The following is a 23,495-nucleotide window of genomic DNA, read 5'->3' as shown; positions in this document are numbered from 1 at the left end:
ACTCGTACGATCGCCAGCGCTCGCTCATTGCGCCTCCCCATGCCGGACTCCATCCCGTCGTTGCCGGATTGGCTGTCGCGGGGCATGGCCGACCTGTTCCCGGCCGGGGATCCCAGTGATGCGGATCAGGCCCTGGCGGCCCGGTTGGCCCAGGCCGAAAAAGAAGGCCGGCCGCTGCGGGTGAAGCTGGGCATCGACCCCACCGGCAGCAACATCCATCTGGGCCACAGCATCCTCTTCCGCAAATTGCGGGCCTTCCAGGACGCGGGCCACACGGCGGTGCTGATCATCGGCGATTTCACGGCGCGGATTGGTGATCCCACCGGCAAGAGCGCCACGCGGGTGCAGCTGAGCAAGGAGCAGGTGGCCGCCAACGCCTCCACCTATCTGCGCCAGTTGGGACAAGACCAGCCGAAGGAGACGGCGCTGCTCGATTTCGAAACCCCGGGCCGCCTGGAGGTGCGATACAACTCCGAGTGGCTGGAGGGCATGGACCTGCCGGCGGTGATCGGTCTGCTCGGCACCGGCACCGTGGGTCAGATGCTGGCCAAGGACGACTTCTCCAAGCGCTACGGCAGCGGCACGCCGATCGCGCTGCATGAATTTCTCTACCCGTTGCTGCAGGGCTACGACTCGGTGGCGGTGAATGCGGATGTGGAGCTGGGCGGCACCGATCAGAAGTTCAACGTGGCCATGGGCCGCGACCTGCAGCGCCACTTCAACAAGGGCACCCAGTTTGGGCTCTTGCTGCCGATCTTGGTGGGTCTGGACGGGGTGCAGAAGATGAGCAAGAGCCTCGGCAACGTGGTGGGGTTGGAGGAGGATCCGCTCTCGATGTACTCCAAGCTGGAGAAGGTCGGCGATGCGGCGATCGACGACTACGTCACCTTGCTGACCGATTTGGATCTGGCGTCGTTGCCGGAGAACCCGCGCGAGAAGCAGAAGGCGATGGCTCTGGCGGTGACCGCCAGCCGCCATGGCTTCGAAGCAGCCCAGAAGGCCCAGAGCGATGCCGCCACCCTGGTGGGGGGCAGCGGTGATGCCGGCGCTGATGTGCCCGAGGCGTCGCTGGCGGAGGTGAATTTCCCGGCCAAGGCCTTTTATCTGTTCAGTGCTGTGGGAATCTGCGCCAGCAGCAGCGAAGCCCGCCGCCAGATCAAGGGCGGTGCAGCGCGCCTGGAAGGCGAGAAGATCACCGACCCCAACCAGGAGTTCGCTTCAGCGGCGGAGCTGGAGGGCAAGGTGTTGCAATTGGGCAAGAAAACCTTCCGTCGTTTGGTGGGCTGATGACCTTGCATCCCGCTGACACCGCCGATCGGATCATCGTGGCCCTCGATGGCATGGCGCCCGAACAGGCGCTGGCCTTTGCCGCCCAGGTGGACGGGCTGCGCTGGGTGAAGGTGGGACTGGAGCTGTTCGTACAGGCGGGTCCTGAAGTGGTGGCCCAGCTGCGCGAGCAGGGGCTGCGGGTGTTTCTCGACCTCAAATTTCACGACATCCCGGCCACGATGGCCGGTGCTTGCCGGCGGGCGGCGGCGCTGGGGGCCGAACTGATCACGGTGCACGCCTGCGCCGGCAGCGAAGCACTCAAGGCGGCTCAGGCTGCGGCAATGGAAGGGGCCCAAGGGGCTGGCCAGCCCGTACCAACGTTGCTGGCGGTGACGGTGCTCACCAGTTGGGAGGAGCAGCGATTGCAACGGGAACTCGCCATTGCCCAGGGCATCGCCGAACGGGTGCAGGCGTTGGCGCAGCTGTCGGCGACTGCCGGCATCGGCGGGTGTGTGTGTTCACCCCTGGAGGCCGCGGCATTGCGGGCGCAGCACCCCGAACCCTTTGCCTTGGTCACCCCGGGCATTCGCCCCAAAGGTGCTGCCGTGGGTGATCAGGCCCGGGTGATGGGGCCGGCTGAAGCGATTGCCGCCGGTGCCAGCCAGCTGGTGATCGGCCGCCCGATCACCAAGGCCGACGACCCCAGTGCAGCATTTGCCGCCTGTTGCGCAGAGCTCATCGGCTGATCGCTCCCGGTGGCAGTGCTCAAGACTTCTGTCCGATCTTGGGTTCAGTGCCCGCCAGCAGCCGCTCGATGTTGCTGCGATGGCGCCAGAGCACCATCAGGCTGGCCACAAGCGAAACCACCACGTAGGCGCTGCTGCCGCCGGAGAGCAGCATCAACAGCGGCAGTCCGATGGCGGCCACCACGCTGGAGAGCGAAACGATCCGGAAGATCGAGATCACGGCCATGAACAGGCCAAAACAGGCCAGCCCCACCGGCCAGGCCAATCCCAAAAACATGCCCAGGCCGGTGGCCACCGCCTTGCCGCCCTTCCAACCCAGCCACACCGGCCAGATGTGACCCGCCAACGCCGCCAGGCCCGCCAGCACCTGCAGCCAGTCGCTGAGGCCAAAGCTTTTCGCCAGCAGCACCGCCAGGGCGCCTTTGCCCACATCAATCAGGAACACCACCAGGGCTGGGCCCTTGCCCACATTGCGCAGCACGTTGGTGGCGCCGGTGCTGCCGGAGCCGCAGTCGCGCAGGTCGATGCCCTTGAGCCAGCGGCCGGCGAGGTAACCGCTGGGGATGGCTCCCAGCAGGTAGCCGATGGCCAGTAGCAGCAGGGCGGTGAGGATCACAGGAACGTGCGTGGTTGCGAGATCGCGACTGAATCGAAGCACGGCGCGGGGCGGTTTGCTCGCCTACTCCTTTGAATTAGTCGACTAAGCTGGTTGAGTGAAGGAGAGGTGTGATGAAGCGGGTCAACATGCACGAGGCCAAAACCCATCTCTCTCGCTTGGTGGAGGAGGCGGCAGCTGGTCAGGCGTTTGTGATCTGCAAGGCCGGTAAGCCCATGGTGCGTGTCACTCCTCTGTCTCAGTCCGGTGATCCGGACCCGGTGGCCTCTCGGTTGGGGCTTCTTAGGGGACAGGTTTCGGTGCCGGACGACTTCGATCGCATCGGCCAAGAAGTGATTGCCGACTTGTTTGAAGGAGTCGCCGAGCGCTGATGCAGTTGTTGTTGGATACCCACCTGTTGGTGTGGGCCATGGGGGAGCCCGAGCGTCTGGATCCAGCACTGGTTCACTTGCTGGAAGACCCAATGAACACACCAGTGTTCAGTGTGGCGAGCCTTTGGGAATTGGTGATCAAGCGTGGCCTGGATCGGCCCGACTTTCGGCTGGAGCCCCCTTTGCTGCGTCAGGCTCTGTTGGAGGCTGGCTGGCGTGAGTTGCCGGTGGAGGCGCACCACGTTTTGGTCGTGGGGCAGTTGCCGGCGCTTCACCGTGATCCCTTCGATCGCCTGTTGCTGGCCCAGGCGCAGGCTGATGGCCTGCTGTTGATCACAGCCGATCAGCAGCTTGCGCAATACCCCGGTCCCGTGCGCCGGATGGGCTGATCACCTACAGCAAATCGTCGTCATCGAGGCGTTCACCCGGTCCGGCCGCGAAGGCCAGCCAGAGGGGGAACTGCAGCACAGGGATGTCGACGCTGCGCTCGGCCGCATCGATCAAGATCAACGGCACTTCGCCCCGCTCTTCCAGCCGGTCGGCCCGCTCCACCAGGGCTTCCGGGCGTTCGAACAGCACGATGCCGCTGCTGGGGCCGAAGTCTTCCCGGCCCAGGCCGAGGGCGTCCTGGAGGCCGCGCCGCCATTCGCCGAGCCGTTCGGGGCCGCCGGCCAGCACCAGGCACTGGAACTGATCGCCGTAGAGCTCACCGATCACGGCGATCAGGGCCGCGCTCACCAGGATGTTGCGCGGCCGGGTGCCGCGGCTGGGCTGGGCGCCCCGTCCGCCTTGATTGAAGAACCAGTCCTCCAGCAGGGCGGTGTCGCGGGCATCGATGCTGCGCCGCAGGTTCCAGGGGTCGGCGTAGACGTCGGGCTGTTTGAGGAAGCGCTCCAGGGTCTTGCGGATCAGCTCTTCGTCGGGGCGGAAGGTGTCGGCCACCGCGGGAGGCGGAGTGCTGTCACCGGGCTTGTCCGGCACCGCTGCGTTGTCTGCCGCCTGATCGAGGGGGGAGGGCTGCACCACCATCGGCTGCACCACCAGCTCCAGGTTTTCCACGCTCTGCACCAGGTCCTGCAGGGCGCCGCCCAGGTACTCCTGGAAGCCCTTCACGCGGCGGGCGATGGCATCCGATTGGCCGGCGAAGTTGGCCTTCAGCTCGGTTTCGAGTTGCTGCTTGCGGGAGCTGAGGGCGTTGATCTCAGCCTCCAGGGCATCGCGGCGGTCCTGCAGATCCTTGAGGGCCAGCTCCATCACGGGATTGGCTTCTGCAGCGGCGGGCTCGGTGCTGGTGGCACTGGCGGGTTCCGTGCTGGTGTCGCCGCTGGTTTCCGCTGGGGCCTGCTCCGGTTCAGGCGCCTGGGGGGTCAGGTCGGTGTCGTCGGGCATTGCGTCAGCTGCCGTGCTCTCCATCCCTCCATTCCAGCCGACCAGACCGCAGAAAAACAGGTGGGACCTGGGTTCTTATTGATTTGGTGCGATATCGAGAGAATATCGTTTCAAAATCGTGTAAATATCGTGCCTACGGTTGAAGGCTGGCTTTGGCGAAGGCCAGCACGTGCTCCGCAACGCTGCGTGCTTCTTCGCTGTCCTGCTCGTCAAAGCGATCAGCCGGGGCTTCGCTGTCGCTCGGATAGCGGGTCTCGCTGTTCATTCGGCTGAGTGCTTTGAGCCGCAGCTCGCGCAGGGGTTGCACATCCAGCCCTGCTGATTCGAGGCTGTCAACCAAGCGTTCCAAGGCGTGGCTGTAGGGCGGCAGTGAGCCCAGCGAAATCAACAACGCCTTGAGGGCTTTTTCGGCCGCCTGGCCGTAGTGGTAACAGGCCTGGCTGTGAAAGCCCTGCTCCGCCGTGAGTTCAGCCACGGCCCAATCGCTGTTGGCCTGGCGCATCCAGGCGTCAACACGGGGGGTCATGCTGCGCTCAGGCGAACGGCATCGCGTCCGATGGCGCGCCAGTAGGGGTCATTCCCGTTCCGCCGCTCCTGCCATTCCTGCTCCGTGAGGGCCAATACGTCATCGGCCATCCCATGCCGCAGCACCGCATCCGCCAGGCCGCTGGCTTGATCGCGGTTCGAAGCCACGGCCAGCACATCCACATCCGAAAAACCGTCCCAGTCGCCCCGCGCCCAGGACCCGAACAGCCAGAGGCTGCCGCCAGGTTGCTCGCCCAGCACAAGATTGGCCTGCTGCTGCAGCGCGCTGAGCCGCTCGGCCTGCTTGCGGCGGCGGATGTCGGCAACCCTGATGGCCATGCTCCGACGCTATGGGCAGATCGCCCTTGCTGCAAGCGTTCAGTCAGCGCTGGTGGCTGGCACTTCCAGCGCCCCCACCCGCAGTTCCAGCTGTTCCCGCAGCTCATTGGGGCTGAACAGGATCGGCAGGAAGTGAATGCTCTGGGTTTCGCGGAAATAAAACAGGCCCGGCAGCCAGGGGGCGAACAGCCGCCAGCTCAGCCATTGCTCGTAGGGGAAACGCCGCAGTTCGCGGCTGTTCTGCCACACGATCAGAGCGTCTTCCTTGAATTCCAAGCGCAGGCTGGCGCTCTGGATCAGCAGAAACAGGCCGAACAGCACCACCACCAAAGTGGGCCAGGGCGAAAGCGGCAGTGGCAGCAGCGCCAGGCCAAGGGCCACCACCAGCAGCGGCAGTCGCACGTCCGGCTTGAGGGTGACGGGGGCGGGGGTTGAACTCATGCTCCGAACAGCACCTGGGTGAGAACGACATCCATCAAGGCCACCAGGATCAGGATCATCACCACAGCGCCGGTGGTGCTGGTGCCCACTTCCTTGGGACCGCCGCGGGTGGTCAGGCCCCAGCCGCAGGCCACCGTCGCGATGATCAGCCCGAACACCAGGGCTTTCACCAGCATGAACGGCAGGTCCAGCGGGTTCATCCAGGTGCGCACCGAGGTCCAGAACACCGCCGGCGGGATGTTGTAGAGGGCCGTGCTGGTGAGTTGGCCCGACCACACCGCCACGAAGAAGAAGAAGAAGCACTGCACCGGTGCCATCACCACCATCGCGATCATCCGCGGCACCACCAGGTACTCCACAGGGTCGGTGCGCAGCATCGTGATCGCGTCGATCTGTTCGGTCACCTTCATCGTCCCCAGCTGGGCGGCGTAGGCGGTGGCTACCTTGCCGGCCAGCAGGCAGGAGGTGAGCAGGGGGGCGATCTCCCGTGCCAGGCCGATCGCCAGGATGCCGCCCACCGTTGATCCCGCCCCCTGGCGGGTGAGTTCTGCGGCCACCTGAATGTTGAACACCGAGCCGGCGGCCACCGAGATGATCAGCACGATCAGCAGGCTGCCCGGGCCGGCCTCCAGCATTTGCTCAAACAGCTCGCCCCGATCAATCCGGCCGCGCAGCGTGGCCGCCACGGCCTGGCCTCCAATCAGCAGGCTCGTGCCCAGGCGTTTGATCGAACGGGGCGTGTTCATCCGGCGGCCTTCTGCAGGTGGGCTCCACGCTCGGGCCAGCCTCGCATCACCACAAGGCCAAGCAGCACAAGGATGGCGGGAATCAGACCCATGCAGAGGCGGATCGCCAGCAGGGCTGAATCCGGCTGTTCGATGAAACTCAGTGCTCCGCTGCAGTTGCCCCCCTTGGCGGAGATGTAGCCGGTGAGCGAGAGCAGGCTGCCGAACACCGACATGGTCAGGCCGATGATCAGCTTCTGGCCGAACACCATCCAGGCGGTGTAGAGCCCGGCGGGTTTGCTCGGATCAGCGTCGATCGCATCGGGCAGCAGCGACCAGGGGATCAGATAGGCCGTCGCCGCTCCCACCCCCACCAGGGCGATCAGCCCCACCAGCGGCAGCCACTGCAGCGGGCCGGGATCCGCCGCTAGGGGCGGGAACAGCATTGAGATCAGGCAGGCGCTGATCCACAGCCCCGCGCCCCAGCGCAGGGTGGCGACGCGGCCGATGCGGTTGCTGAGGTTGCTCCAGAGCTGAAGCCCCAGCAGGGCGGCAATCTGGAAGGGCAGCAGGATCCAGGTGGAGAGGTTGGCGGGCACATGCACCACCTGCACCAGCCAGATCAGGGCCACCACCTGCATCAGTTGCAGGCCGAACCAGAGCAGCAGATACAACCCCAGAACCTGGCGGAAACGGGGGTTGGCCATCACCCGCTTCAGCTGCTGCATCGGCGGCTCGTTGTTGGGCACCGGCCGTTGGGCCCGCTTGGCGTAGGGGGCCAGGCCCCAGCAGCAGAGCAGCGTGGTGGTGGCGGCGATGCTGCCGGTGATTCGGCCCATGGCCAGATAACCCCCACCTCCGTCGGTGAGCACCACCGAAGCCACGATCAGTCCGCTCAGACCCGCCAGGATTGATCCGGTGAACCGCGCCGCATTCAGGCGGGTGCGAATGGCGGTGTCCGGCGTGAGTTCGGTGCTGAGGGCCGCGTAGGGCAGGTTGACGCTGGTGTAGGCGGTCATCAGCAACACCGCCATCACCGCGTAATACGTGGTGCGCTGCAGCGTGTCGCCCGGGGGCACCCACCACATCGCCGTCAGGCTGATGCCCAGCGGCAAGGCTGCGGTCAGCATCCAGGGCAGGCGCGGGCCCCAGCGGCTGCGGGTGTGATCGCTGAGCCAGCCGATCAGCGGATCGTTCAGCGCGTCCCACACCTTGCTCACCGTGAGCAGAGAGCCGGCGATGAAGGCCGGCAGTCCAGCAGCACAGATGAAAAAGGGAAAGAGATAGAAGCCCAGCTGGGTGGCGGCAAGTCCGGTGCCGGCGTCGCCCAGGCCGTAGGCCAGCATCAGCCTGCGGCGGGATCCCTGGAGGGATGCGTCGGTCGGTGTCACGCGGAGGCTTCGGGCAGGCGGATTGCCATAATGAATGCGTGCTCACGACACCACCAGCCCCAGAGGCAGTGGTTCGTTTGTACTACGCGGGTGTTGTGTAATGGTAAGACCTCAGCCTTCCAAGCTGATGACACGGGTTCGATTCCCGTCACCCGCTCTGATCACAACCGCAGGCCTGAGGTTTCCTCCTCGGCGAGCAGCAGCACGAAGCTCCGGCTCTGCAAGGGAATCTCAACGCCGCTGAAGCTGGCTGGCTCGGCTGGGAAATCCTTAGGGCTGGGCAAAGAGGTGTCGATAACCCGTTTCCAGGGGGAGGCCGGAACCGGCAACTCAAAGCTGAGGCTTTCCTTGTAGGCGTTGAAGCCCATCCACAGCAGCGCCCCGCGGCTGCCGCGGTGGAGGCTGGTGGCTGTCGTGCGGCTCCAGGCTGCCCAGTCGGGTTTGGCCAGGTTCACCCCGTGCCATTGACGCCAGATATCGCTGCGCTGCTCCGATGGTTGTTCCGCTGATTTGCGGTTGCTTTCCCGTGGCGGCACCAAGGGATTGAACAGTTGCGGCAAGGACTGGCGCAGCCGCAGCAGCCGCTGCAGAAATTGCTTCAGCTCCAGGTCGCACTGGTCTTCATTCCAGACCATCCAGCCCAGGGGGCTGTTCTGGCACCAGCTGTTGTTGTTGCCCCCTTGGCTGCGGCCCACTTCATCGCCCATCAGCAGCATCGGCACGCCACGGGCCAGCAGCAGCGAGCTGAGCAGGTTGCGTTGCTGACGCCGCCGCAGGCTTTGCACCAGGGGGTTGCTGCTGGGGCCTTCGATGCCGTGGTTCCAGCTGTTGTTGTGGTTCTCGCCGTCGCGGTTGTCTTCGCCGTTGGCCAGGTTGTGCTTGCGGTTGTAGCTCACCAGATCCGCCAGGGTGAAGCCGTCGTGGGCGGTGATGAAGTTCACCGAACGCCCCAGGGCCACGGGCTTGCCGTCATAGAGATCGGGACTGCCCTTGAACCGCTGGGCCAGGCTCCAGGTGCTGTGGTCGTCCCCTTTCCAGAAGCGCCGCACCCCGTCGCGGAAATGGCCGTTCCAGGTCCCGATCCGCTTGGCGGGGAAGTCGTCCAGCCGATAAAGACCGCCGCAGTCCCACGGTTCGCTCACCAATTTGAGATCACTCAGCTGCGGGTCGGCCTCCATTGCCGCGAACAGGGGCGGCTTATTCAGGGGTTTGAGCTGGTCGCCGCGGCTCAGGGCAATGCCCAGATCGAAGCGGAAGCCATCCACCCCCAGTTCCAGGGCCCAGCAGCGCATCGACTCGAGGATCAGCTGGGTGCTGATTGGCGCATTGGCGGCGATCGAGTTGCCGCATCCGCTCACATCCTGATAGTCGCCGTCCTCGTTTTGGTGGTAGTAGACGTTGTCGGCGCAACCCCGCCAGCTCAGGGTGGGGCCATGGCGGTTGCCCTCGGTGGTGTGGTTGTAGACCACATCCAGCAGCACTTCGATGCCGGCGTCGTGGCAGGCGGCCACTAGTTGGCGCACCTCATGGCGGGCCTGCAACGGATCGCTACTGCTGCAGTAGCCGTGGTGGGGTGTGAACCAGCTCAGGGGGCTGTACCCCCACACGTTGTCGCGCCCCGGGGGGGCATCGGCCGGGTCGAAGCAGAACACCGGCAACAGCTCCACCGCCGTGATGCCCAGCTCCTTGAGGTAGGGCAACTTCTCGATCAAGCCCAGGTAGGTGCCGCGGTGTTCCACGGCGACCCCGGCATCCTCACGGCGGGTGAAGCCCCCCACATGCAGCTCGTAGATCACCGTTCGTTGCCAGCTGTGGCGCGGGCGCGGATGGGCCTGAAAATCGAACAGATCCCGTTCGCACACCACCGCCTTGAGGCAGGCGTGGGCGTTGGGTGAGGGGCCGGTGGCCAGCACCCGGTCGTAGGCGTCCCAGCCACTGATGGCACGGGCGGCGGGGTCCAGCAGCACCTTGGAGGGCTGGAAGCCATGGCCCCCCGGCGCCAGCGGCCCGAAGACCCGGTAGCCGTAACAGCAGCCTTCGCCGACCCCCTCCACTTCCACGTGCCAGTAGTCGCCCGAGCGGTGGCGTCGACCGTCCAGTTCGATCACCCGCTCCGGGCTGCGATCGTTGCCGTTGTTGTAGAGCACCAATTCAATGCGGTCCGCCCCGGGGGCCGCCAGCACAAAGTTCACACCTCGACTGGTGAGGCTGCTGCCCAGGGGCCAGGGAGAACCGGGGTGAATGCCACTCAAGGCCCGTTGGGGCATCTCGACTTCAAACTAGTGGTTTGGTCCGTTGTTTTGAACCAATGGCGATGACCACCACACTTGAGGCCGGCCGGCCGCCGCAGCAGCTGCGTGACGACCTCTGGTTGTTCCCGCCCAACCGCGACAGCCAGGGCGGCAGCTCCTGGTGGCTGGATCTGGATCCCGAGCCCGTGCTGGTGGACTGCCCGCCGTTGACGGAGGCCAGCCTCACGGCTCTGCGCCAGCTGGCGGGAACCCGCAGCCCGAGGATCCTGCTCACCAGCCGAGAAGGCCATGGGCGCTTGCGTCGCGTTCAGGAGCGCCTGGGATGGCCGGTGCTGGTGCAGGAACAGGAGGCCTATCTCCTGCCCAATGTGGAGCCGTTGGAGACCTTTGCCGAGGAACACACCACGGTGAGTGGTTTGCGGCTGTTGTGGACGCCGGGGCCGACGCCGGGGAGCTGTGTGGTGTTCGCCCCGGCACCAAATGAACTGTTGTTCTGCGGGCGTTTGCTGACGCCATGGGCTCCGGGTCAGCTCGCGCCGATGCGCCATGCCCGCACATTCCACTGGCCCAGACAGCTGAACAGCTTGGCCAGGCTCAGGGATTGGATTCCTTCAGATGCCAGTCCCCAACTGCTTTCTGGGGCTGCGCTTGGTGCCTTGCGTGGGGAGCGGCTCGTGCCCTTCAGCGGTTGGAGCGATGCGGCGGACAACAGCTAAAGCGTTGCGGCACAACACGTTTCGCTTGCAGCAACCGGTTGCTCTCCATACGATTGGGCCGCTTGGGGAAGGCAGCGGCGAGCCCACGACGCCGTATCTGAGCCGTCTCCCGCCCCCCGACTCTCTCTAACCAATGAACAAAGCTGATCTGGTGAATCTGGTTGCTGCTCGCACCGAGCTCACCAAGACCGACGTTTCCATGGTTGTCGACGCCGCCATCGACACGATCATCGACTCCGTGGTGGAAGGCAAGAAAGTGTCCATCCTCGGTTTCGGTTCCTTTGAGCCCCGTGAGCGTTCCGCCCGTCAGGGTCTGAACCCCAAGACCGGCGAGAAGATCGCGATTCCCGCCAAGCGCGTTCCCGCCTTCACCGCCGGCAAGATGTTCAAGGATCGCGTTCAGGGCTGATCAGCGCCTCAACCTCGTTCTCCGGGCGGCCCAGTGGGTCGCCTTTTTTGATGGCTGTTCAGATGAAGGAACTTCCGGAGCATCTGCAACAGCATCTGGAGCGGGGGCGAGCCTTGGCTGCCGCCGGTGGCTACCGCGGCCGTTTCGCCCCATCTCCCACGGGGGTGCTCCACCTCGGCAACCTGCAAACGGCTCTGCTCTCGTGGTTGGCGGCCCGTCAGGCCGGTGGGGCCTGGTTGCTGCGCATCGATGACCTCGATACGCCGCGTAACCGCGCCGGTGCCATCGAAGAGATCCAAAGCGATTTGCGCTGGCTGGGCCTGGAATGGGATGGGCCGGTGCTGCTCCAGAGCGAACGGCGTGGCATCTACTACTCCTGGTTGTCGTGGTTACGCCGATCCGGATGGTTGTTCGCCTGTCGCTGCTCCCGAAGGCAGCTTGCCGGTCAGCCGAATTACCCCGGCTTCTGCCGGACCGCTGGGCACCACTGGGGCTGGCAGCAGCAGCGGCTCCCCAGTTGGCGCCTGCGGGTGGCTGATGACGATCCCCACGGCAGTGGCGATGTGGTGGTGCGGCGAGCCGATGGCTTCATCGCCTACCAGCTCGCCACCGTGATCGACGAACTCAGCTTCGGCATCACCGATGTGGTGCGTGGTGCTGATCTGCGCGAGGCCCTACCAGCCCAGCGCAGTGTCTTTGCGGCCCTGGGTGAATCACCGCCCCAGTTCCGGCATGGGCCGCTGCTTTGTGATGCCAGCGGCCAGAAACTGTCCAAGCGTGAGGCCAGTTCCGGCCTGGAACCGCTCCGTGCCGCGGGGCTCGATGCGGCTGCGGTGATTGGTCGCTTGGCCTCAGGCCTGCAGCTGCTGGATCCTGGTGCGCGCCTGAGTGCAACAGAGTTGCTCGAACACTTGACGCAGCAAGAGATCGATGCAGTGATTTCTTAAGGAACACTTCGGGATCAGCGGCAGGTTTTCCACCCACACTGAATCCATCGTCTGATCCTTGGGATCATGTGCACGTGCACCGTCTGTGGTGGCAGTGGGATGCAGCGGGTGTCGGGGGACCGCTTCCGCACCTGCATCGTCTGTCTGGGGACCGGTCAGATCAGTTCAGCGGTGCAGTCGGCACCGTTGAACCACCAGCCCATCAACACCCCAGGTCTGGCCAAACTCAGTTGTCCGACCCGGCCCCTGGCTTGATCCTCAGCCCAGGGGAGTCTTCTGATCGTTCTGGATCACGAAGTAGGTGGCCGTCGCCACAACGATCAACAGCGGCACCGCGGTGAACAGCAGCAGGGCAATGGCGGTCCAGTCGGTGTACACGGCGGGGCGATGGGTCGAAGTTCAGGCATCATCTCAGCAAATCGCCCCCCTGAGCCCTGCTCGCGCGCTCCGTCACAGTCCTGCTGCTCCTCGCCATGGCGGCCCCTGTGGTGCGTGCGTCGCCCTTGGCAGCCTTTCAGGCCCGAGCCAGGCGCTGCTTGGAGGGCCGTCAGCCTCAGCTCTGTGAACAGGCCTTGATCGAGGCGGAGGCCCTGCAGCAACAGGCGTCAGCCCGCAGTGCCTATCCCTGCCAGACCCTGTTGTTGGGGGTTCAGGCGGATCTGGTGATGCAGCAGCTGCGGGCGGGCCGTGGCGCCGAGGCCATTGCTGATCTGCAGGCGGCGACCCGCGGCTGCGCTGGGCTCTGACCCATCCTGTTATTGGCCGACGATCACTGGCGGCGTGCTGCCCCCACGAATGGGCGGAACCACCTTTGTTTTCCCGTCCCACTTGTCGAGGAACAGCTTGTAGAGAACGCTGTCATTGAGCGAACGGGTCAAGGTCTGAAATTTCAGGGCCTCTTGCTCGGCGATCTGAACCTCTGTTTTGGCACGCAGAAGTTGCTGTTGCGCGATTTGCTTCTGCTCGATGGCCGCTCGGTATTCCTCAGCAATCTTGAGGCCCGTGATGTCCAGGCCTTTGACGGCCACATAGTCGAATTTGCTCAGCTCATTGGAGACGCTTTCTTGCACAAGGCTGGAAATGTTGTTCCAGTCGGTGGCGATGGTGTCGAGTTCATACTTCGAGAACACTGATTTCAGTGATTTCAGCAGGGATGGCTGAATCACCCTGGCGTAAATCGCAGAGTCATCGGTGGCAATCGTGCTGTAGATCCTGGGGGCTTCTCCGGGCTTGACCGCATATTTCACCGTTGCAGTGGCTTCGATCACCTGCAGGTCTTTGGTAAGTGTTGAGAATTTTTCGGGGATGACCTGCGTTCTGACGCTGAAATTATGGGTCGACTGAATGAATGGAATTTTGAGGTTTAAACCTGGTTCTCTTGGGGTGTTGGAGACTTTCCCAAGGGTGGTGACCACGCCAACTTCACCAGCGGGAACAACGAACACACTGGAGAGCAGAGCAATGCCTCCAATGAAAACCGTGGTCACGCCCACCACGGTTTTGGTGATCTGCTCCGGCTGGGGGTTGGATTGCATGCTTTTGGCTTGCGTAGATCCTTAAAACGGTAGTGATTTGTTGTGGGTTATTGGCAAAAAATTTCTGATGATCTCTGGCCTGACGCAGCAGCGATTGTGGTCTTTTTGCTCAGTCAGCTTCTGCGTTCCCGGTGCATCCAGCTGATCCAGTCGGCGGAAATCTCCTGGGGACAGACCGCCTCGCATTCGAGGTTGCTGCTGCAGCTGCCGAAGCCCTCGGCCTCCATCTGGCGTTGCATGGCGTCAGCGCGGCTGGCCCGTTCCGGTTGCCCCTGCGGCAGTTGCCCCAAGTGCGCCAGCTTGGCGGCCACGAACAGGCTTGCCGAGGCATTGCGGCAACTGGCGACGCAGGCGCCACAACCGATGCAGGTTGCCGTGCTGAGGGCGCTTGTGGCCTGCTCCCGGCCCACGGGCAGGGCGTTGCCATCGGGGGCCTGGCCGGTGCCCGTTGAGCAGTAGCCGCCGGCGGCGATCAGCCGGTCAAAGGCGGAGCGGTCCACCATCAGATCCTGGATCGGAGGAAAGGCCTTGGCGCGCCATGGATCCAGGGTCAGCACCGCACCATCGTTGAACTCCCGCAGGTAGAGCTGGCATACGGAGGTGGCAGCTCGAGGGCCATGGGCCTGGCCGTTCACCAGGAAGCCGCAGCTGCCGCAGATGCCTTCGCGGCAGTCGTGCTCGAAGCTCACCGGCCGTTCCACGGCGCTGATCAGTTGTTCGTTGAGCTGATCGAGGGCCTCCAGCAGGGAGAGGTTGGGGGAGACGTTCTCCAGCTGATGGCTCTGGTAACCACCGGGTTGATCGGCGCTGCGCTGGCGCCAGATGCGCAGGGTGAGTTTCATTTGTAGCTCCGGGTGCTGGGTTGCAGCGCGGTGAACTGCAGCGGTTCGCTGTGGCGGATCGGCTCACCGTTGGTGTTGTGCTCCCAGGCGGCGATGTGGGCGAAGTTCACGTCATCCCGTCGGGCTTCGCCCTCGTCACTTTGGTGTTCCTCGCGGAAGTGGGCCCCGCACGACTCCTCCCGGGCTAGGGCATCCCGCAGCATCAGCTGGGCCAGCCCGAAGAAGTCTTTAACCCGCAGCGCTTTCTCCAGCTCGGCATTGGGGCCGCTGGCTTCGCCGGGCACCCGCACTTCGGCCTCGAACCGCTCCTCCAGCGCCTTCACCTGTTCCAGCCCCTCCCGTAGACCATCGGCATGGCGGCTGATGCCGCAGCGGTCGATCATCACGCTGCCCAGCTCGCGATGGAAGCTGTCCACCGAGGTGCTGCCTGCGCTGTTGATCAATTGGCTGATGCGGCGGCGGGTGCTCTCCAAGGCCTCGCGGCACGCCGGGTGATCGGTGGCTACATCCTGCACCGAGTTGCCCGCCAGCCAGGCCGTGACCGTGGACGGCGCAATGAAGTAGCCATCGGCGAGCCCTTGCATCAAGGCGCTGGCGCCCAGGCGGTTGGCGCCATGTTCGGAGTAGTTCGCCTCCCCCAGAACAAACAGGCCGGGGATGGAACTCATCAGGTGGTAGTCCACCCAGAGGCCACCCATTGTGTAGTGCGGTGCGGGATAGATGCGCATCGGCTTCTTGTACGGGTCATCGCCGCTGATGCGCTCGTACATCGTCATCAAGTTGCCATAGCGGGCGGCAATGGCGTCTTTGCCTTCAGCTCTGATGGCATCGGTGAGGTCGAGGTAAACCGAGCGCCCCCCTGGACCAACCCCCCGCCCCGCGTTGCAGAGTTCTCTGGCCCGCCTGGAGGCGACGTCCCGTGGCGTCATGTTGCCGTAGGTGGGATAGAGCCTTTCGAGGAAGTAGTCGCGTTCCTCTTCCGGTATCGCATCGGGTTGGCGCGTCTCGCCGGGGTTCTTGGGCAGCCAGACCCGCCCGTCGTTGCGCAGGCTTTCGCTCATCAGCGTCAGCTTGCTCTGGAAGGCATCGCCACTGGGGATGCAGGTGGGATGGATCTGGGTGAAGCAGGGATTGGCGAACAGCGCCCCTTTGCGGTGGGCCCTCCAGATCGCACTGGTGTTCGACTTCAGTGCGTTGGTGGAGAGGAAGTAGACGTTGCTGTAACCGCCGGTGCAGAGCAGAACGGTGCGGGCGGTGTGCACCTCCAGCTCACCACTCAGCAGATGGCGCGCTACCACACCACGGGCGACCCCATCCACGGTGATCAGCTCGAGCACGTCCCGGCGGGTGAGCAGTTGAACTCGGCCCAGCTCCACCTGGCGCATCAAGGCCTGGTAGGCGCCATAAAGCAATTGCTGGCCGGTCTGCCCCCGGGCATAAAAGGTGCGGCTCACCAGGGCCCCGCCAAAACTGCGGGTGGCCAGGCTGCCGCCGTATTCGCGTGCGAACGGCACCCCCTGGGCCACGCATTGATCGATGATGCCGCTGCTGATTTCCGCCAGCCGCTGGCAGCCCGCTTCCCGGGCGCGGAAGTCGCCCCCTTTGAGGGTGTCGGCGAACAGGCGGCTGACGCTGTCGCCATCCACCGCCACAGAACGTGCGGCATTGATGCCCCCCTGGGCCGCCACCGAATGGGCACGTCGCGGGCTGTCGTGAAAGCTGAGCACCGTGACCCGGTAGCCCTGTTGCGCCAGAGTCGCTGCGGCGGAAGCGCCCGCCAGGCCAGTGCCCACCACGAGCACGTCCATCTGCCCTTTGCGCAGAGGGCTGATCAGCGGCAGTCCTTCGCGGGTCCGTCGCCAGGCATCGGCGAGCGGCCCGGCGGGAATCCTGGGATCAGGCAGGCCCTTTGTCATGCCAACCCTCCGAGGGCCAGTCCCAGGCTGATCAGCAGGAAGCCTCCTCCGATTCCCGATGCCAAGAGCCGACCTCCCCAGCGGATGCTGGGGCCGTTGGCGGGATTAAGCAGACCCAGGTTGCGGTGGGCTGCTTCCGCGCCGTGGAGCAGATGCAGGCCAATGGCCAGGCTGCCGGCGGCATAAACCACCAAGCTGATCGGCCGGTGCAGCACCTGCTGCAGCAGCTCCCGCTCCAGCCCATCGCTCGGGCGTGGCCAGCGCAGTTGTTGCAGATGCAGGGCCAGAAATCCAAGGGTGATCACACCGGCTGCCATCTTGCTGCGGCTGGCCAGAGCGTCCAGCGGACGACCGCGACGGCTACGCAGCGCCGCTGTGTTTCCAGCACCTCGATTCCGCAGCGTTTTGGCGATGGTGCAGCTCAGATGCATGGCTGCGGTGGCGGCCAGGCCGACCTCCAACACTGGCAGCCATGGCTGGTGATGCAGGGCCGTGGCGTAGTGCTCGAACTGCACCGGTGCGATCAGCGCGGGCAACAAACCGGCCAGATGAACCACCAGAAACAGCACCAGCAGCAACCCGCTGATGGCCGAGCCAATGCGCATCAAGGTTGGATCCTGCATGAACCCCAGGCCACAGGATTTCGGCTGGGACGAAACCTGCGATCGACGCGTTGTTTCGACATCAGGGTCGTCATTGATTCCTAGTCCAATCGTATTCAGATCGTGGAAAAGGCTGGTTTCGTGCTGGTCGCCGTCGTTCAACCTTGTCATCGTGGGGAGGTTGTGAACGCTGGCTGGCGTGAGGCTGAGGTCCCGTCGTTGGCTATGGCGGCTTGTCTGGGTTGCTCTGGCCTGCGCGTTCAGCCTGTCGATGGCGCAGTTGGGATGGAGCGCCAAGGCCGATTTCGACCCGAGGCCCGCTCCGATCGACTGGGGGTCGGCTCCGGTGGAGCGGGTGGAACCAGCAGGGCCGCCGCTTCGGATCGGCGCCTACGTCACCAACATCAGCGATATCGATCTCCTGCAGGACCAGTTCTCTGTGGAGATGTTGCTCTGGACCACCTGGGCTGGTGATCCGCAGGCCGATCCCAGTGATCAGCTGATGATCCTCAACGGGATCTACGACGGCGACATTCAGCGGTTTGAGCGGGTGAGCCACGAGTAAACCGCGGCCGGCGCATGGAACCTCTACCGGGTGTGTTCGGCCGTGGTCAAACGTTGGCGGCTGCAGCGCTATCCCTTTGACGATCAGATGCTGCATGTCCAGATCGGTCTGGCGGATCCACTGGCTGCAGTGAATCTGGATGTTGCCGATCCCGATCCATTTGCCGTGTCTCCCGGTCTGGTGCTCCCGGGCTGGACGCTCGAGCAGCCCGGTGCCTATGCCTCGAGCGTCAGCTTGATGAGTGAGCTTGGGCGCCCCCTCGCTGATGGAGAGGTGATTCGTCGTCAACCGGCCGTGTCGCTGGATCTGCTGATCCGGCGCCGCAGCCTCCTCTAGGTGGCGCCGGATTTTCTCGGCTACATGCTCGCCATCGGTTTGTGCTGCATGAGTTTGCTGATTACCCACAGCCGGGATGATCTGATCCTGGCGGCCGTGGTGTCAGCGGGGGGCAATTTCGTCTACATCGCTGGGAAGCTGCCGGTCACAGCCATGGCGGGCTTCATCGGCAATCTGCAGCTGATCATTTTCCTGGGGATTTTGTATGTGGTGGCGGCTGATGAGTTGATTGACAGCCATCTGATTGTTCTCAACGAGCGCGTTTCCCAGGTGATGCGCGTGTTGCTCTTGCCCAGCTATGTGGGCATCACGCTGCTCGCCATATTCATGATCATTCCGTGACTGAACCATCCCGCACCGAGATGATGGAGTCGCAGGCCAAGGGGCTTGGGGCTCTTTTGACGTCGTTATTGACGCTGGTCCTCCTGTCTCTGGGAGCCCTGTTGATTCAGCCCCGGTTGTCGGAACGCCGCCAGCTGTTGCCCGATCGCTATGTCCTGACGGCGGATGAAGTTGCAGCACTGCCGCAGGGCACGCTTCCCGTGGTGTTGGATCGACGCCTCGGTCAGGATCAGAACGACTTTCGCTTTCGCTTGCTGAAGCTGGTGCTGGAGCGCAGCGGCACACCATTTGCCCTGGGTTTCAGCGCTGCCGTTCAGCCGCAGGATGAGGCGATTGCAGCGCTCGCGGAAGGGCAGAAGGCGGGTCGGCGGAACCCCTTGCGACTCTCGGTTGGTGTGTACGGTGCCGGCCCTGAGTTGAACCGTCGTCTGCGGGCGGTGCCCATTCCGGTGACAGGTGGACTCCTCGGGCTGCGGGCGGGATGGACCAATCAGGCATCCCTGGCCGAACTGCAAACGATCCGCAGCCTTCAGAACCTCCAACGCCTCGTTTTGGTGCAAGGACTGGGCTGGAGCGATGTTGAAATTTTCGATCGTGCTGGGTTGCGCACCTACACCGCCCGGTCGGAAAAATTGCTGCGCTTGGTGAATGACAACCGGGTGCAGTTGTTTCCCCGCGGTGTGGCGGAACTTGAAGCGGAGGCTTCCGTGGTGAGGTCGTTGTACCCGCAGATGCTGCTGGATCCCCATCTGTTAATTGTTTATCCCTTTGCGGGTTTCTTCTATGTGGCTCCAGAGAACACGGAGCTGGCAGCCGCGATTCAGACCGGTTTTGAACGGGTGATCGCCGATGGCTCGTACCAGCGCCTTGTTGAAGAAGCGATCATGACGCCCTGGTTAAGGCGCCAGCTCAAACTGCGGTCGCGAAGGATCCTGGTGCTTCAGAATCCTGAGGGGGCTGACGTGTTGACTGATGTCAATCCAGCGCACTGGATTGTTCCCTGGAATGATCTTCTCAGTGGAAGGATCACCAGCGGGAATGGTCTCTGCTCGTCTTCGGGATTGAAGCGGCTATGTGTTAATTAGGCGCGCATTGGATCCGGCTGATTCAATGCACCACTGCTTAAAAAGCCGATGACCTGACTTGAACAGGCGACCCACGCTTTACGAAAGCGTTGCTCTACCGGCTGAGCTACATCGGCGTCACAAGCAATTTAACATTTGCTCTGAATCCAACTTGGACGTTTGCCCGATAATCCCCGCCCCAAATCTGGCCTGGATCCCGCCCTGCGGGAACGGTTGCTGAAGGAATCAAAGACCCCGTGGCGTGGGCTCAGACGGCTCGTCTGGTTCGCTCTCTTTGCCTCTGCTGGACTCGGCCTGTTCACGATGGCTTTCCGTGCTTCCGCCGGCGACACCGTCGATCTGGCTGACTTCGGCATCCAGGGGGGTGCTCTCCTGCTCTTCTCCGGGCTGCTCTGGTTCGACCGCAACAGAGGCAGCAGCAGCGACACTTGATTCGTCGGCGTCAACCGCACTGATGTCTTCAGAGTTGTCGTCTTCAGCGTCGTCGTCTTCCGACATGTTGTCTTGAGCCTCTGCATCGACGGGTTCCAGCGCTTCGGGCTCGACGTCATCGGACTCTTCAGCCGTCGCGGCGTTGATGGCTGAACTTTCGCCGTCTGGCTCTTGGTTGTCTGGTGCTTCGTCATCTGGCTCTTCGTTGTCAGGGCTGATGACGGAGGCGCTGATGTCTTCCGTGCTGTCGTCCGGCTCCGGCGTGGTGTCTTCCATGTCTTCTGCGTCCATGGCCTCATCGGCGTCCTGATCGGGTGTTGGAGCAGCCTCTTCAGCGTCATCAGACGACTCGTCGTCAGCTTGAGCCTCGGCAACGACGGGCTCAGGAGCGGCTTCGGGATCAGCTTCGTCAGACACTGCAGCCGTCGCCGGATTGTCGGCTGAACTTTCCCCGTCGGGTGATTCGTTGTCAGTGCTGGATTGATCCGTAGTGGCTTGATCCGTACTGGCTTGATCCGTGCTGTCGTCCGTCTCCGACGCGGTTTCTTCTACCCCGATGGCCTGGTCGGGCTCTTGCTGGATCGGCTCCACCACAGGCTCCGGCCACTCCAGGCCAGAGAGGTTGAGCAACTGCAGGCCCAGGCTGGTGCGTTGCGTTGCCACAGCATCAGCACGAAAAGCCGAATCGGCAGGGGCAACGGTTGCTGGTGATCCAAGCAATAGCGCTGCGGCTTGAATCAGCTGCTGCACCTGCCAGACCATCAAGGCCAACAATGGGCTGACCAGCAACAGGGTGACCAGACGGGATTGTCCCGACACCGGGGAAAATTCACTCGCCAGCACCGCTGAATCGTCCATCCACCAGAGGACGGGCAGCAGGATCACTGCGGCGATCACCACAGCGGCGCGGCTGCTCAAGCCGCCTTGGGATGCACTGATGCGGAGTTGATCGCTGTTGCGGCTGGCCAGCGGCTGACGCACGAACAGCAGCGAGCCCCAGTCGGCGGGCCGTCGCCACAACGCGACGGCTGGGGCCAGGACCCCCACCCCCCAGATCAGAAATCGCTCCACACCGGGAACAGGACCCGGATCCGCGCCGGCCAGAACCAGGCGGATCAGCAGCAGCTCCAGTGGAATGGCTCCAAGGGCCAGGCACTGAAGCCAGAGCAGGGGCTCGCTGCGGGGCTGCACGATCGCTTGCGGGGTCAGGTGGTGAGTTTGCGGCGTTGGGTAACCATCTTGAAGGCTTCAATGCGATCGCCCTCTTCCCAGTTGGCGAACCGATCGGTGCCGACACCACATTCGAAGCCCGTGGCCACTTCCTTGACGTCGTCCTTGTTGCGACGCAGGGAGTCGAGGTCGCCCTCGTAGACCACCTGTTTTCCGCGGTGCACCCGCACCCGGCAGTTGCGATGCAGCTTGCCGGTGGTGACATAACAGCCGGCCACGGCGCTCTTGCCGATGGTGAAGACGGCGCGCACCTCGGCTTCGCCCAGGGCTTCCTCCACCAGTTCCGGCTCCAGCAGACCTTCCATCGCCAACTGGATGTCTTCCAGCAGCTTGTAGATCACGTCGTAGTCGCGTACATCCACCCCGGTGGCATCCGCCGCTTTCTTGGCGCCGGAGGCCATGGAGGTGTTGAAGCCCACGATCACCGCGCCGGAGGCGGCGGCCAGGTCGACGTCGGTTTCGGTGATCTCGCCAGGTGCCGACAGCAGCACCCGCACCTGCACCTCATCCTTGGGCAGCTGCTCGAGCGATCCGAGGATGGCTTCCACGGAGCCTTGAACGTCGGCCTTGAGAATTAGGTTGAGTTCCTTTAGCTCGCCGTCATTGGCCTGGCCGGACATGGCCGTGAGCGAGACGCGTCGTGACGCCATCTGCTGAGCAAGACGGGTGGCACGGGCATCGGAGGCGCGATCGCCCACCACGGCCCGGGCTGATTTCTCGTCGGGGTACACCTCGAACTCGTCACCGGCGGTGGGCACCTCGCTGAAGCCCAGGGCCTCCACAGCAAAGGAGGGGCCCGCTTCCTTGAGGCGTTGACGGTTGTCGTCCACCATGGCGCGCACCTTGCCCAGCACCGGACCAGCGGCGACGACGTCGCCGGTCTTGAGGGTGCCGTTCTGCACCAGCAGCGTGGCCACGGGGCCTTTGGCCTTATCGAGGTGGGCCTCGATCACGGTGCCGCGGGCCAGACGATCCGGGTTGGCCTGCAGGTCTTCCACTTCGGTGACCAGCAGCAGCATCTCCAGGAGCTTGTCGATGTTTTCGCCCTTGATGGCGCTCACGGGCACCATCACCACATCGCCGCCCCAGTCTTCCGCCAGCAGGTTTTGCTCAGACAGCTCTTGCTTCACCCGCTCGGGCGATGAACCTTCCTTGTCGATCTTGTTGATCGCCACCACGATCGGCACTTCAGCGGCCCGGGCGTGGCTGATGGCTTCCAGGGTCTGGGGGCGGACGCCGTCGTCAGCGGCCACCACCAGCACAGCCACGTCGGTCACCTTGGTGCCGCGGGCTCGCATGGCCGTGAAGGCTTCGTGGCCCGGAGTGTCCAGGAAGGTGAGCTTGCGCTGCTCGTTGTTGTGCTCGATCTCAACCTGATACGCACCGATGTGCTGGGTGATGCCGCCGGCCTCACCCGCAGCGACGCGGGCCTGACGGATGGCATCCAGCAGGCTGGTTTTGCCGTGGTCGACGTGGCCCATGACGGTGACCACGGGCGGACGTCGGATCAGGTGAGCCTTGTCGGCCTCTTCGATCATTTCGACGGTCTTCTTGGCCGCCTCCTCCACGTCGTCCTGCAGCACCGGCACACCGAATTCGTCGGCAACGGCCTCGATCGTGGGCATGTCCAGGGTCTGGGTGACCGTGGCGATGATCCCTTTGAAGAAAAGGGATTTGATGATCTCTGAGCTTTCGACGCTCAGCATGTCCGCCAGTTCCTGCACCGTGAGGTTGTCCTCCGGCACAACGATCATTTCGGGCCGCACCTGCTTGGCTTCCCGGGCTGCCCGCAGCTCCATGGCACGCCGGCGCTGACGCTGGCGGGCGGTTTCCTTCTTGCGCTTGCGCATTGCCGCCACCGGCTTGGGTGCGGTGCGCTGCTGCGACTTGGGCTTGGCGGGACGAGCCAGGCTCGCCGAGAGAACCATGTTCTCCTGTTCGCCGGCGAAGCCGCCGGTCTGTGCCGCCAGGGAATCATCGTTTTCACCGATGATGTGCACCTTCTGGCGCTGCTTCTGCGGCGAGCGGCTGCGCAGAGCATCGAGCCGTGCGCTGTCATCCCAGTCGGGACGGCCTGGCCGCCGCTGGCCACCAGGGCCACCAGGACGGAAGCTGGGACGGCGGGGCGCCGAGGGGGCATTCGGACGCGCCACGGGCGGTGTGGCCGTTCCTGGACCTGCACCGGCTTTGGTGGGTGCATCCGGACGGCGGGGTGCCGGCGCTGCTGGCCTGCCGACAGGCTTCTGCAGCTGCATGAGCTCACCGGGAGCCACCGGTTTGCGCATTCCAGCGGGCATGCTGGGACGTCCAGGAGCTCCCGGACGGGTGGGCGCACCAGGACGGCTGCTACCTGTGCTGCTGCCGTCGCGACGAATCGGCTTGCCGACCAGTTCCAGGGTGTTGCCGCTGCGGGGGGGCATCCCGGGGCGACCTTGTCGGGTGGGGGCTCCTGGACGGCTTGGACCGCCCTGGCG

At 64.1% G+C, this 23,495-nt stretch carries 27 protein-coding genes, 2 tRNA genes and 1 pseudogene; 15 read left to right on the top strand and 15 right to left on the bottom strand.

Going from position 1 to position 23,495, the window contains the following annotated elements:
- The first annotated feature begins 39 nt into the window (after nucleotides 1-39).
- Nucleotides 40-1,287 carry a tyrosine--tRNA ligase gene (gene tyrS, locus NCN05_RS06110; RefSeq protein ID WP_250397409.1) on the top strand — a complete coding sequence of 416 codons (1,248 nt, stop codon included), beginning with the start codon at nucleotides 40-42 and terminating at the stop codon, nucleotides 1,285-1,287.
- Complete coding sequence (pyrF, locus tag NCN05_RS06105; RefSeq protein WP_250397408.1) at nucleotides 1,287-2,015, top strand: orotidine-5'-phosphate decarboxylase; 729 nt, start codon at nucleotides 1,287-1,289, stop codon at nucleotides 2,013-2,015. The genes tyrS and pyrF overlap by 1 nt, the downstream gene beginning before the upstream one ends.
- 19 nt (nucleotides 2,016-2,034) lie before the next feature.
- Here the strand turns inward: pyrF and plsY are convergent, their stop codons facing one another.
- The gene (plsY, locus tag NCN05_RS06100; protein WP_250397407.1) at nucleotides 2,035-2,631 is read right to left on the bottom strand and encodes a glycerol-3-phosphate 1-O-acyltransferase PlsY; all 597 of its coding nucleotides are present in this window, start codon (nucleotides 2,629-2,631) and stop codon (nucleotides 2,035-2,037) included.
- A 113-nt stretch (nucleotides 2,632-2,744) separates the two neighbouring features.
- Here plsY and NCN05_RS06095 point away from each other — a divergent pair, with 113 nt between their 5' ends.
- Together NCN05_RS06095 and NCN05_RS06090 are read left to right on the top strand one after the other, a co-directional pair.
- Nucleotides 2,745-3,002: a type II toxin-antitoxin system Phd/YefM family antitoxin gene (locus NCN05_RS06095; RefSeq protein ID WP_250397406.1), complete on the top strand. Its 258-nt coding sequence runs from the start codon at nucleotides 2,745-2,747 to the stop codon at nucleotides 3,000-3,002.
- On the top strand, nucleotides 3,002-3,391 hold the full coding sequence (locus NCN05_RS06090) for a type II toxin-antitoxin system VapC family toxin (protein WP_250397405.1): 390 nt from the start codon (nucleotides 3,002-3,004) through the stop codon (nucleotides 3,389-3,391). The genes NCN05_RS06095 and NCN05_RS06090 overlap by 1 nt, the downstream gene beginning before the upstream one ends.
- 4 nt (nucleotides 3,392-3,395) lie before the next feature.
- Here the strand turns inward: NCN05_RS06090 and NCN05_RS06085 are convergent, their stop codons facing one another.
- The 6 genes from NCN05_RS06085 to NCN05_RS06060 all read right to left on the bottom strand — a co-directional run bounded on the left by NCN05_RS06085 (nucleotide 3,396) and on the right by NCN05_RS06060 (nucleotide 7,767).
- Nucleotides 3,396-4,415, bottom strand: a complete 1,020-nt coding sequence (locus NCN05_RS06085; protein ID WP_250397404.1) for a DUF3086 domain-containing protein — start codon at nucleotides 4,413-4,415, stop codon at nucleotides 3,396-3,398.
- A 109-nt stretch (nucleotides 4,416-4,524) separates the two neighbouring features.
- Nucleotides 4,525-4,917 carry a HEPN domain-containing protein gene (locus tag NCN05_RS06080; protein WP_250397403.1) on the bottom strand — a complete coding sequence of 131 codons (393 nt, stop codon included), beginning with the start codon at nucleotides 4,915-4,917 and terminating at the stop codon, nucleotides 4,525-4,527.
- Nucleotides 4,914-5,255 carry a nucleotidyltransferase domain-containing protein gene (locus tag NCN05_RS06075; protein WP_250397402.1) on the bottom strand — a complete coding sequence of 114 codons (342 nt, stop codon included), beginning with the start codon at nucleotides 5,253-5,255 and terminating at the stop codon, nucleotides 4,914-4,916. The genes NCN05_RS06080 and NCN05_RS06075 overlap by 4 nt, the downstream gene beginning before the upstream one ends.
- 39 nt (nucleotides 5,256-5,294) lie before the next feature.
- The gene (locus NCN05_RS06070; protein WP_250397401.1) at nucleotides 5,295-5,696 is read right to left on the bottom strand and encodes a DUF3119 family protein; all 402 of its coding nucleotides are present in this window, start codon (nucleotides 5,694-5,696) and stop codon (nucleotides 5,295-5,297) included.
- Complete coding sequence (locus tag NCN05_RS06065; RefSeq protein WP_250397400.1) at nucleotides 5,693-6,442, bottom strand: MlaE family ABC transporter permease; 750 nt, start codon at nucleotides 6,440-6,442, stop codon at nucleotides 5,693-5,695. Before NCN05_RS06065 ends, NCN05_RS06070 begins: the two co-directional genes overlap by 4 nt.
- Complete coding sequence (locus tag NCN05_RS06060) at nucleotides 6,439-7,767, bottom strand: MFS transporter (protein ID WP_250397478.1); 1,329 nt, start codon at nucleotides 7,765-7,767, stop codon at nucleotides 6,439-6,441. The genes NCN05_RS06065 and NCN05_RS06060 overlap by 4 nt, the downstream gene beginning before the upstream one ends.
- Nucleotides 7,768-7,898: 131 nt before the next feature.
- Between NCN05_RS06060 and NCN05_RS06055 the strand changes: the two genes are divergently transcribed.
- A tRNA-Gly gene (locus tag NCN05_RS06055) sits at nucleotides 7,899-7,969 on the top strand.
- Nucleotides 7,970-7,973: 4 nt separating this feature from the next.
- On the opposite strand, the gene NCN05_RS06050 is transcribed toward NCN05_RS06055, so the two are convergent.
- On the bottom strand, nucleotides 7,974-10,079 hold the full coding sequence (locus tag NCN05_RS06050) for a glycogen debranching protein (RefSeq protein ID WP_250397399.1): 2,106 nt from the start codon (nucleotides 10,077-10,079) through the stop codon (nucleotides 7,974-7,976).
- 41 nt (nucleotides 10,080-10,120) lie between these two features.
- Here NCN05_RS06050 and NCN05_RS06045 point away from each other — a divergent pair, with 41 nt between their 5' ends.
- From NCN05_RS06045 to NCN05_RS06025, 5 genes are all read left to right on the top strand, one after another.
- Entirely contained in the window at nucleotides 10,121-10,780 is a 660-nt protein-coding gene (locus tag NCN05_RS06045; protein WP_250397398.1) for an MBL fold metallo-hydrolase, read from the top strand.
- Nucleotides 10,781-10,913: 133 nt separating this feature from the next.
- Nucleotides 10,914-11,189, top strand: coding sequence for an HU family DNA-binding protein (locus NCN05_RS06040; protein ID WP_006850925.1), 276 nt, complete (start codon nucleotides 10,914-10,916; stop codon nucleotides 11,187-11,189).
- Between the two features lie 62 nt (nucleotides 11,190-11,251).
- Nucleotides 11,252-12,136 (top strand): tRNA glutamyl-Q(34) synthetase GluQRS, encoded by an 885-nt coding sequence (gene gluQRS, locus NCN05_RS06035; RefSeq protein WP_250397397.1) that lies wholly within the window; start codon nucleotides 11,252-11,254, stop codon nucleotides 12,134-12,136.
- A gap of 66 nt (nucleotides 12,137-12,202) precedes the next feature.
- Nucleotides 12,203-12,391, top strand: coding sequence for a hypothetical protein (locus tag NCN05_RS06030; RefSeq protein WP_115080922.1), 189 nt, complete (start codon nucleotides 12,203-12,205; stop codon nucleotides 12,389-12,391).
- 218 nt (nucleotides 12,392-12,609) lie between these two features.
- Entirely contained in the window at nucleotides 12,610-12,882 is a 273-nt protein-coding gene (locus NCN05_RS06025) for a hypothetical protein (RefSeq protein WP_244272885.1), read from the top strand.
- A 9-nt stretch (nucleotides 12,883-12,891) separates the two neighbouring features.
- Here NCN05_RS06025 and NCN05_RS06020 read toward each other — a convergent pair whose 3' ends face one another.
- The 4 genes from NCN05_RS06020 to NCN05_RS06005 form a co-directional block, all read right to left on the bottom strand.
- Nucleotides 12,892-13,671, bottom strand: coding sequence for a prohibitin family protein (locus tag NCN05_RS06020; protein ID WP_250397396.1), 780 nt, complete (start codon nucleotides 13,669-13,671; stop codon nucleotides 12,892-12,894).
- A gap of 113 nt (nucleotides 13,672-13,784) precedes the next feature.
- Entirely contained in the window at nucleotides 13,785-14,513 is a 729-nt protein-coding gene (locus NCN05_RS06015; protein WP_250397395.1) for a succinate dehydrogenase/fumarate reductase iron-sulfur subunit, read from the bottom strand.
- On the bottom strand, nucleotides 14,510-16,429 hold the full coding sequence (locus tag NCN05_RS06010) for a fumarate reductase/succinate dehydrogenase flavoprotein subunit (protein WP_250397394.1): 1,920 nt from the start codon (nucleotides 16,427-16,429) through the stop codon (nucleotides 14,510-14,512). The genes NCN05_RS06015 and NCN05_RS06010 overlap by 4 nt, the downstream gene beginning before the upstream one ends.
- The gene (locus tag NCN05_RS06005; RefSeq protein ID WP_250397393.1) at nucleotides 16,426-17,052 is read right to left on the bottom strand and encodes a succinate dehydrogenase cytochrome b subunit; all 627 of its coding nucleotides are present in this window, start codon (nucleotides 17,050-17,052) and stop codon (nucleotides 16,426-16,428) included. Before NCN05_RS06005 ends, NCN05_RS06010 begins: the two co-directional genes overlap by 4 nt.
- 178 nt (nucleotides 17,053-17,230) lie before the next feature.
- On the opposite strand from NCN05_RS06005, the gene NCN05_RS06000 reads away from it, so the two are divergent.
- The 4 genes from NCN05_RS06000 to NCN05_RS05985 are packed head-to-tail and all read left to right on the top strand — an operon-like array spanning nucleotide 17,231 to nucleotide 19,359.
- Nucleotides 17,231-17,596 (top strand): hypothetical protein, encoded by a 366-nt coding sequence (locus NCN05_RS06000; RefSeq protein ID WP_250397392.1) that lies wholly within the window; start codon nucleotides 17,231-17,233, stop codon nucleotides 17,594-17,596.
- A 42-nt stretch (nucleotides 17,597-17,638) separates the two neighbouring features.
- Entirely contained in the window at nucleotides 17,639-17,932 is a 294-nt protein-coding gene (locus NCN05_RS05995; protein WP_250397391.1) for a hypothetical protein, read from the top strand.
- Nucleotides 17,933-18,274, top strand: coding sequence for a hypothetical protein (locus tag NCN05_RS05990; RefSeq protein WP_250397390.1), 342 nt, complete (start codon nucleotides 17,933-17,935; stop codon nucleotides 18,272-18,274).
- Nucleotides 18,271-19,359 carry a transporter substrate-binding domain-containing protein gene (locus NCN05_RS05985; RefSeq protein WP_250397389.1) on the top strand — a complete coding sequence of 363 codons (1,089 nt, stop codon included), beginning with the start codon at nucleotides 18,271-18,273 and terminating at the stop codon, nucleotides 19,357-19,359. The genes NCN05_RS05990 and NCN05_RS05985 overlap by 4 nt, the downstream gene beginning before the upstream one ends.
- A 43-nt stretch (nucleotides 19,360-19,402) precedes the next feature.
- Here the strand turns inward: NCN05_RS05985 and NCN05_RS05980 are convergent.
- A tRNA-Thr gene (locus tag NCN05_RS05980) sits at nucleotides 19,403-19,475 on the bottom strand.
- A 43-nt stretch (nucleotides 19,476-19,518) separates the two neighbouring features.
- Here NCN05_RS05980 and NCN05_RS05975 point away from each other — a divergent pair.
- Nucleotides 19,519-19,791, top strand: coding sequence for a DUF3493 domain-containing protein (locus NCN05_RS05975; protein ID WP_502988803.1), 273 nt, complete (start codon nucleotides 19,519-19,521; stop codon nucleotides 19,789-19,791).
- A 630-nt stretch (nucleotides 19,792-20,421) separates the two neighbouring features.
- Here the strand turns inward: NCN05_RS05975 and NCN05_RS05970 are convergent.
- Together NCN05_RS05970 and infB are read right to left on the bottom strand one after the other, a co-directional pair.
- Nucleotides 20,422-20,982: pseudogene (locus NCN05_RS05970) on the bottom strand (low-complexity tail membrane protein); the annotation flags it as partial.
- A gap of 14 nt (nucleotides 20,983-20,996) precedes the next feature.
- On the bottom strand, nucleotides 20,997-23,495 hold a 2,499-nt coding region (gene infB / locus NCN05_RS05965), incomplete at its 5' end, for a translation initiation factor IF-2 (protein WP_250397388.1).

Origin of the sequence: Synechococcus sp. MU1651, from assembly GCF_023630635.1 — a bacterium.
In the GTDB taxonomy this organism is placed as follows: domain Bacteria; phylum Cyanobacteriota; class Cyanobacteriia; order PCC-6307; family Cyanobiaceae; genus Parasynechococcus.
Note: the sequence above shows the minus strand (reverse complement) of the source record. Positions and strands in the feature narration are given on the sequence as shown.

Excerpts from the sequence above, each read along its gene's own strand:
- tyrS (WP_250397409.1), top strand. The coding sequence starts at position 40 with ATGCCGGACTCCATCCCGTCGTTGCCGGATTGGCTGTCGCGGGGCATG.
- NCN05_RS06050 (WP_250397399.1), bottom strand. The coding sequence starts at position 10,079 with ATGCCCCAACGGGCCTTGAGTGGCATTCACCCCGGTTCTCCCTGGCCC.
- NCN05_RS06095 (WP_250397406.1), top strand. The coding sequence starts at position 2,745 with ATGAAGCGGGTCAACATGCACGAGGCCAAAACCCATCTCTCTCGCTTG.
- NCN05_RS06065 (WP_250397400.1), bottom strand. The coding sequence starts at position 6,442 with ATGAACACGCCCCGTTCGATCAAACGCCTGGGCACGAGCCTGCTGATT.
- NCN05_RS06075 (WP_250397402.1), bottom strand. The coding sequence starts at position 5,255 with ATGGCCATCAGGGTTGCCGACATCCGCCGCCGCAAGCAGGCCGAGCGG.
- NCN05_RS06045 (WP_250397398.1), top strand. The coding sequence starts at position 10,121 with ATGGCGATGACCACCACACTTGAGGCCGGCCGGCCGCCGCAGCAGCTG.
- gluQRS (WP_250397397.1), top strand. The coding sequence starts at position 11,252 with ATGAAGGAACTTCCGGAGCATCTGCAACAGCATCTGGAGCGGGGGCGA.
- pyrF (WP_250397408.1), top strand. The coding sequence starts at position 1,287 with ATGACCTTGCATCCCGCTGACACCGCCGATCGGATCATCGTGGCCCTC.
- NCN05_RS06060 (WP_250397478.1), bottom strand. The coding sequence starts at position 7,767 with ATGCTGGCCTACGGCCTGGGCGACGCCGGCACCGGACTTGCCGCCACC.
- NCN05_RS06015 (WP_250397395.1), bottom strand. The coding sequence starts at position 14,513 with ATGAAACTCACCCTGCGCATCTGGCGCCAGCGCAGCGCCGATCAACCC.
- NCN05_RS06090 (WP_250397405.1), top strand. The coding sequence starts at position 3,002 with ATGCAGTTGTTGTTGGATACCCACCTGTTGGTGTGGGCCATGGGGGAG.
- NCN05_RS06030 (WP_115080922.1), top strand. The coding sequence starts at position 12,203 with ATGTGCACGTGCACCGTCTGTGGTGGCAGTGGGATGCAGCGGGTGTCG.
- NCN05_RS06005 (WP_250397393.1), bottom strand. The coding sequence starts at position 17,052 with ATGCAGGATCCAACCTTGATGCGCATTGGCTCGGCCATCAGCGGGTTG.
- NCN05_RS06010 (WP_250397394.1), bottom strand. The coding sequence starts at position 16,429 with ATGACAAAGGGCCTGCCTGATCCCAGGATTCCCGCCGGGCCGCTCGCC.
- NCN05_RS06080 (WP_250397403.1), bottom strand. The coding sequence starts at position 4,917 with ATGACCCCCCGTGTTGACGCCTGGATGCGCCAGGCCAACAGCGATTGG.
- NCN05_RS06070 (WP_250397401.1), bottom strand. The coding sequence starts at position 5,696 with ATGAGTTCAACCCCCGCCCCCGTCACCCTCAAGCCGGACGTGCGACTG.
- NCN05_RS06040 (WP_006850925.1), top strand. The coding sequence starts at position 10,914 with ATGAACAAAGCTGATCTGGTGAATCTGGTTGCTGCTCGCACCGAGCTC.
- NCN05_RS06085 (WP_250397404.1), bottom strand. The coding sequence starts at position 4,415 with ATGGAGAGCACGGCAGCTGACGCAATGCCCGACGACACCGACCTGACC.
- NCN05_RS06025 (WP_244272885.1), top strand. The coding sequence starts at position 12,610 with ATGGCGGCCCCTGTGGTGCGTGCGTCGCCCTTGGCAGCCTTTCAGGCC.
- NCN05_RS06020 (WP_250397396.1), bottom strand. The coding sequence starts at position 13,671 with ATGCAATCCAACCCCCAGCCGGAGCAGATCACCAAAACCGTGGTGGGC.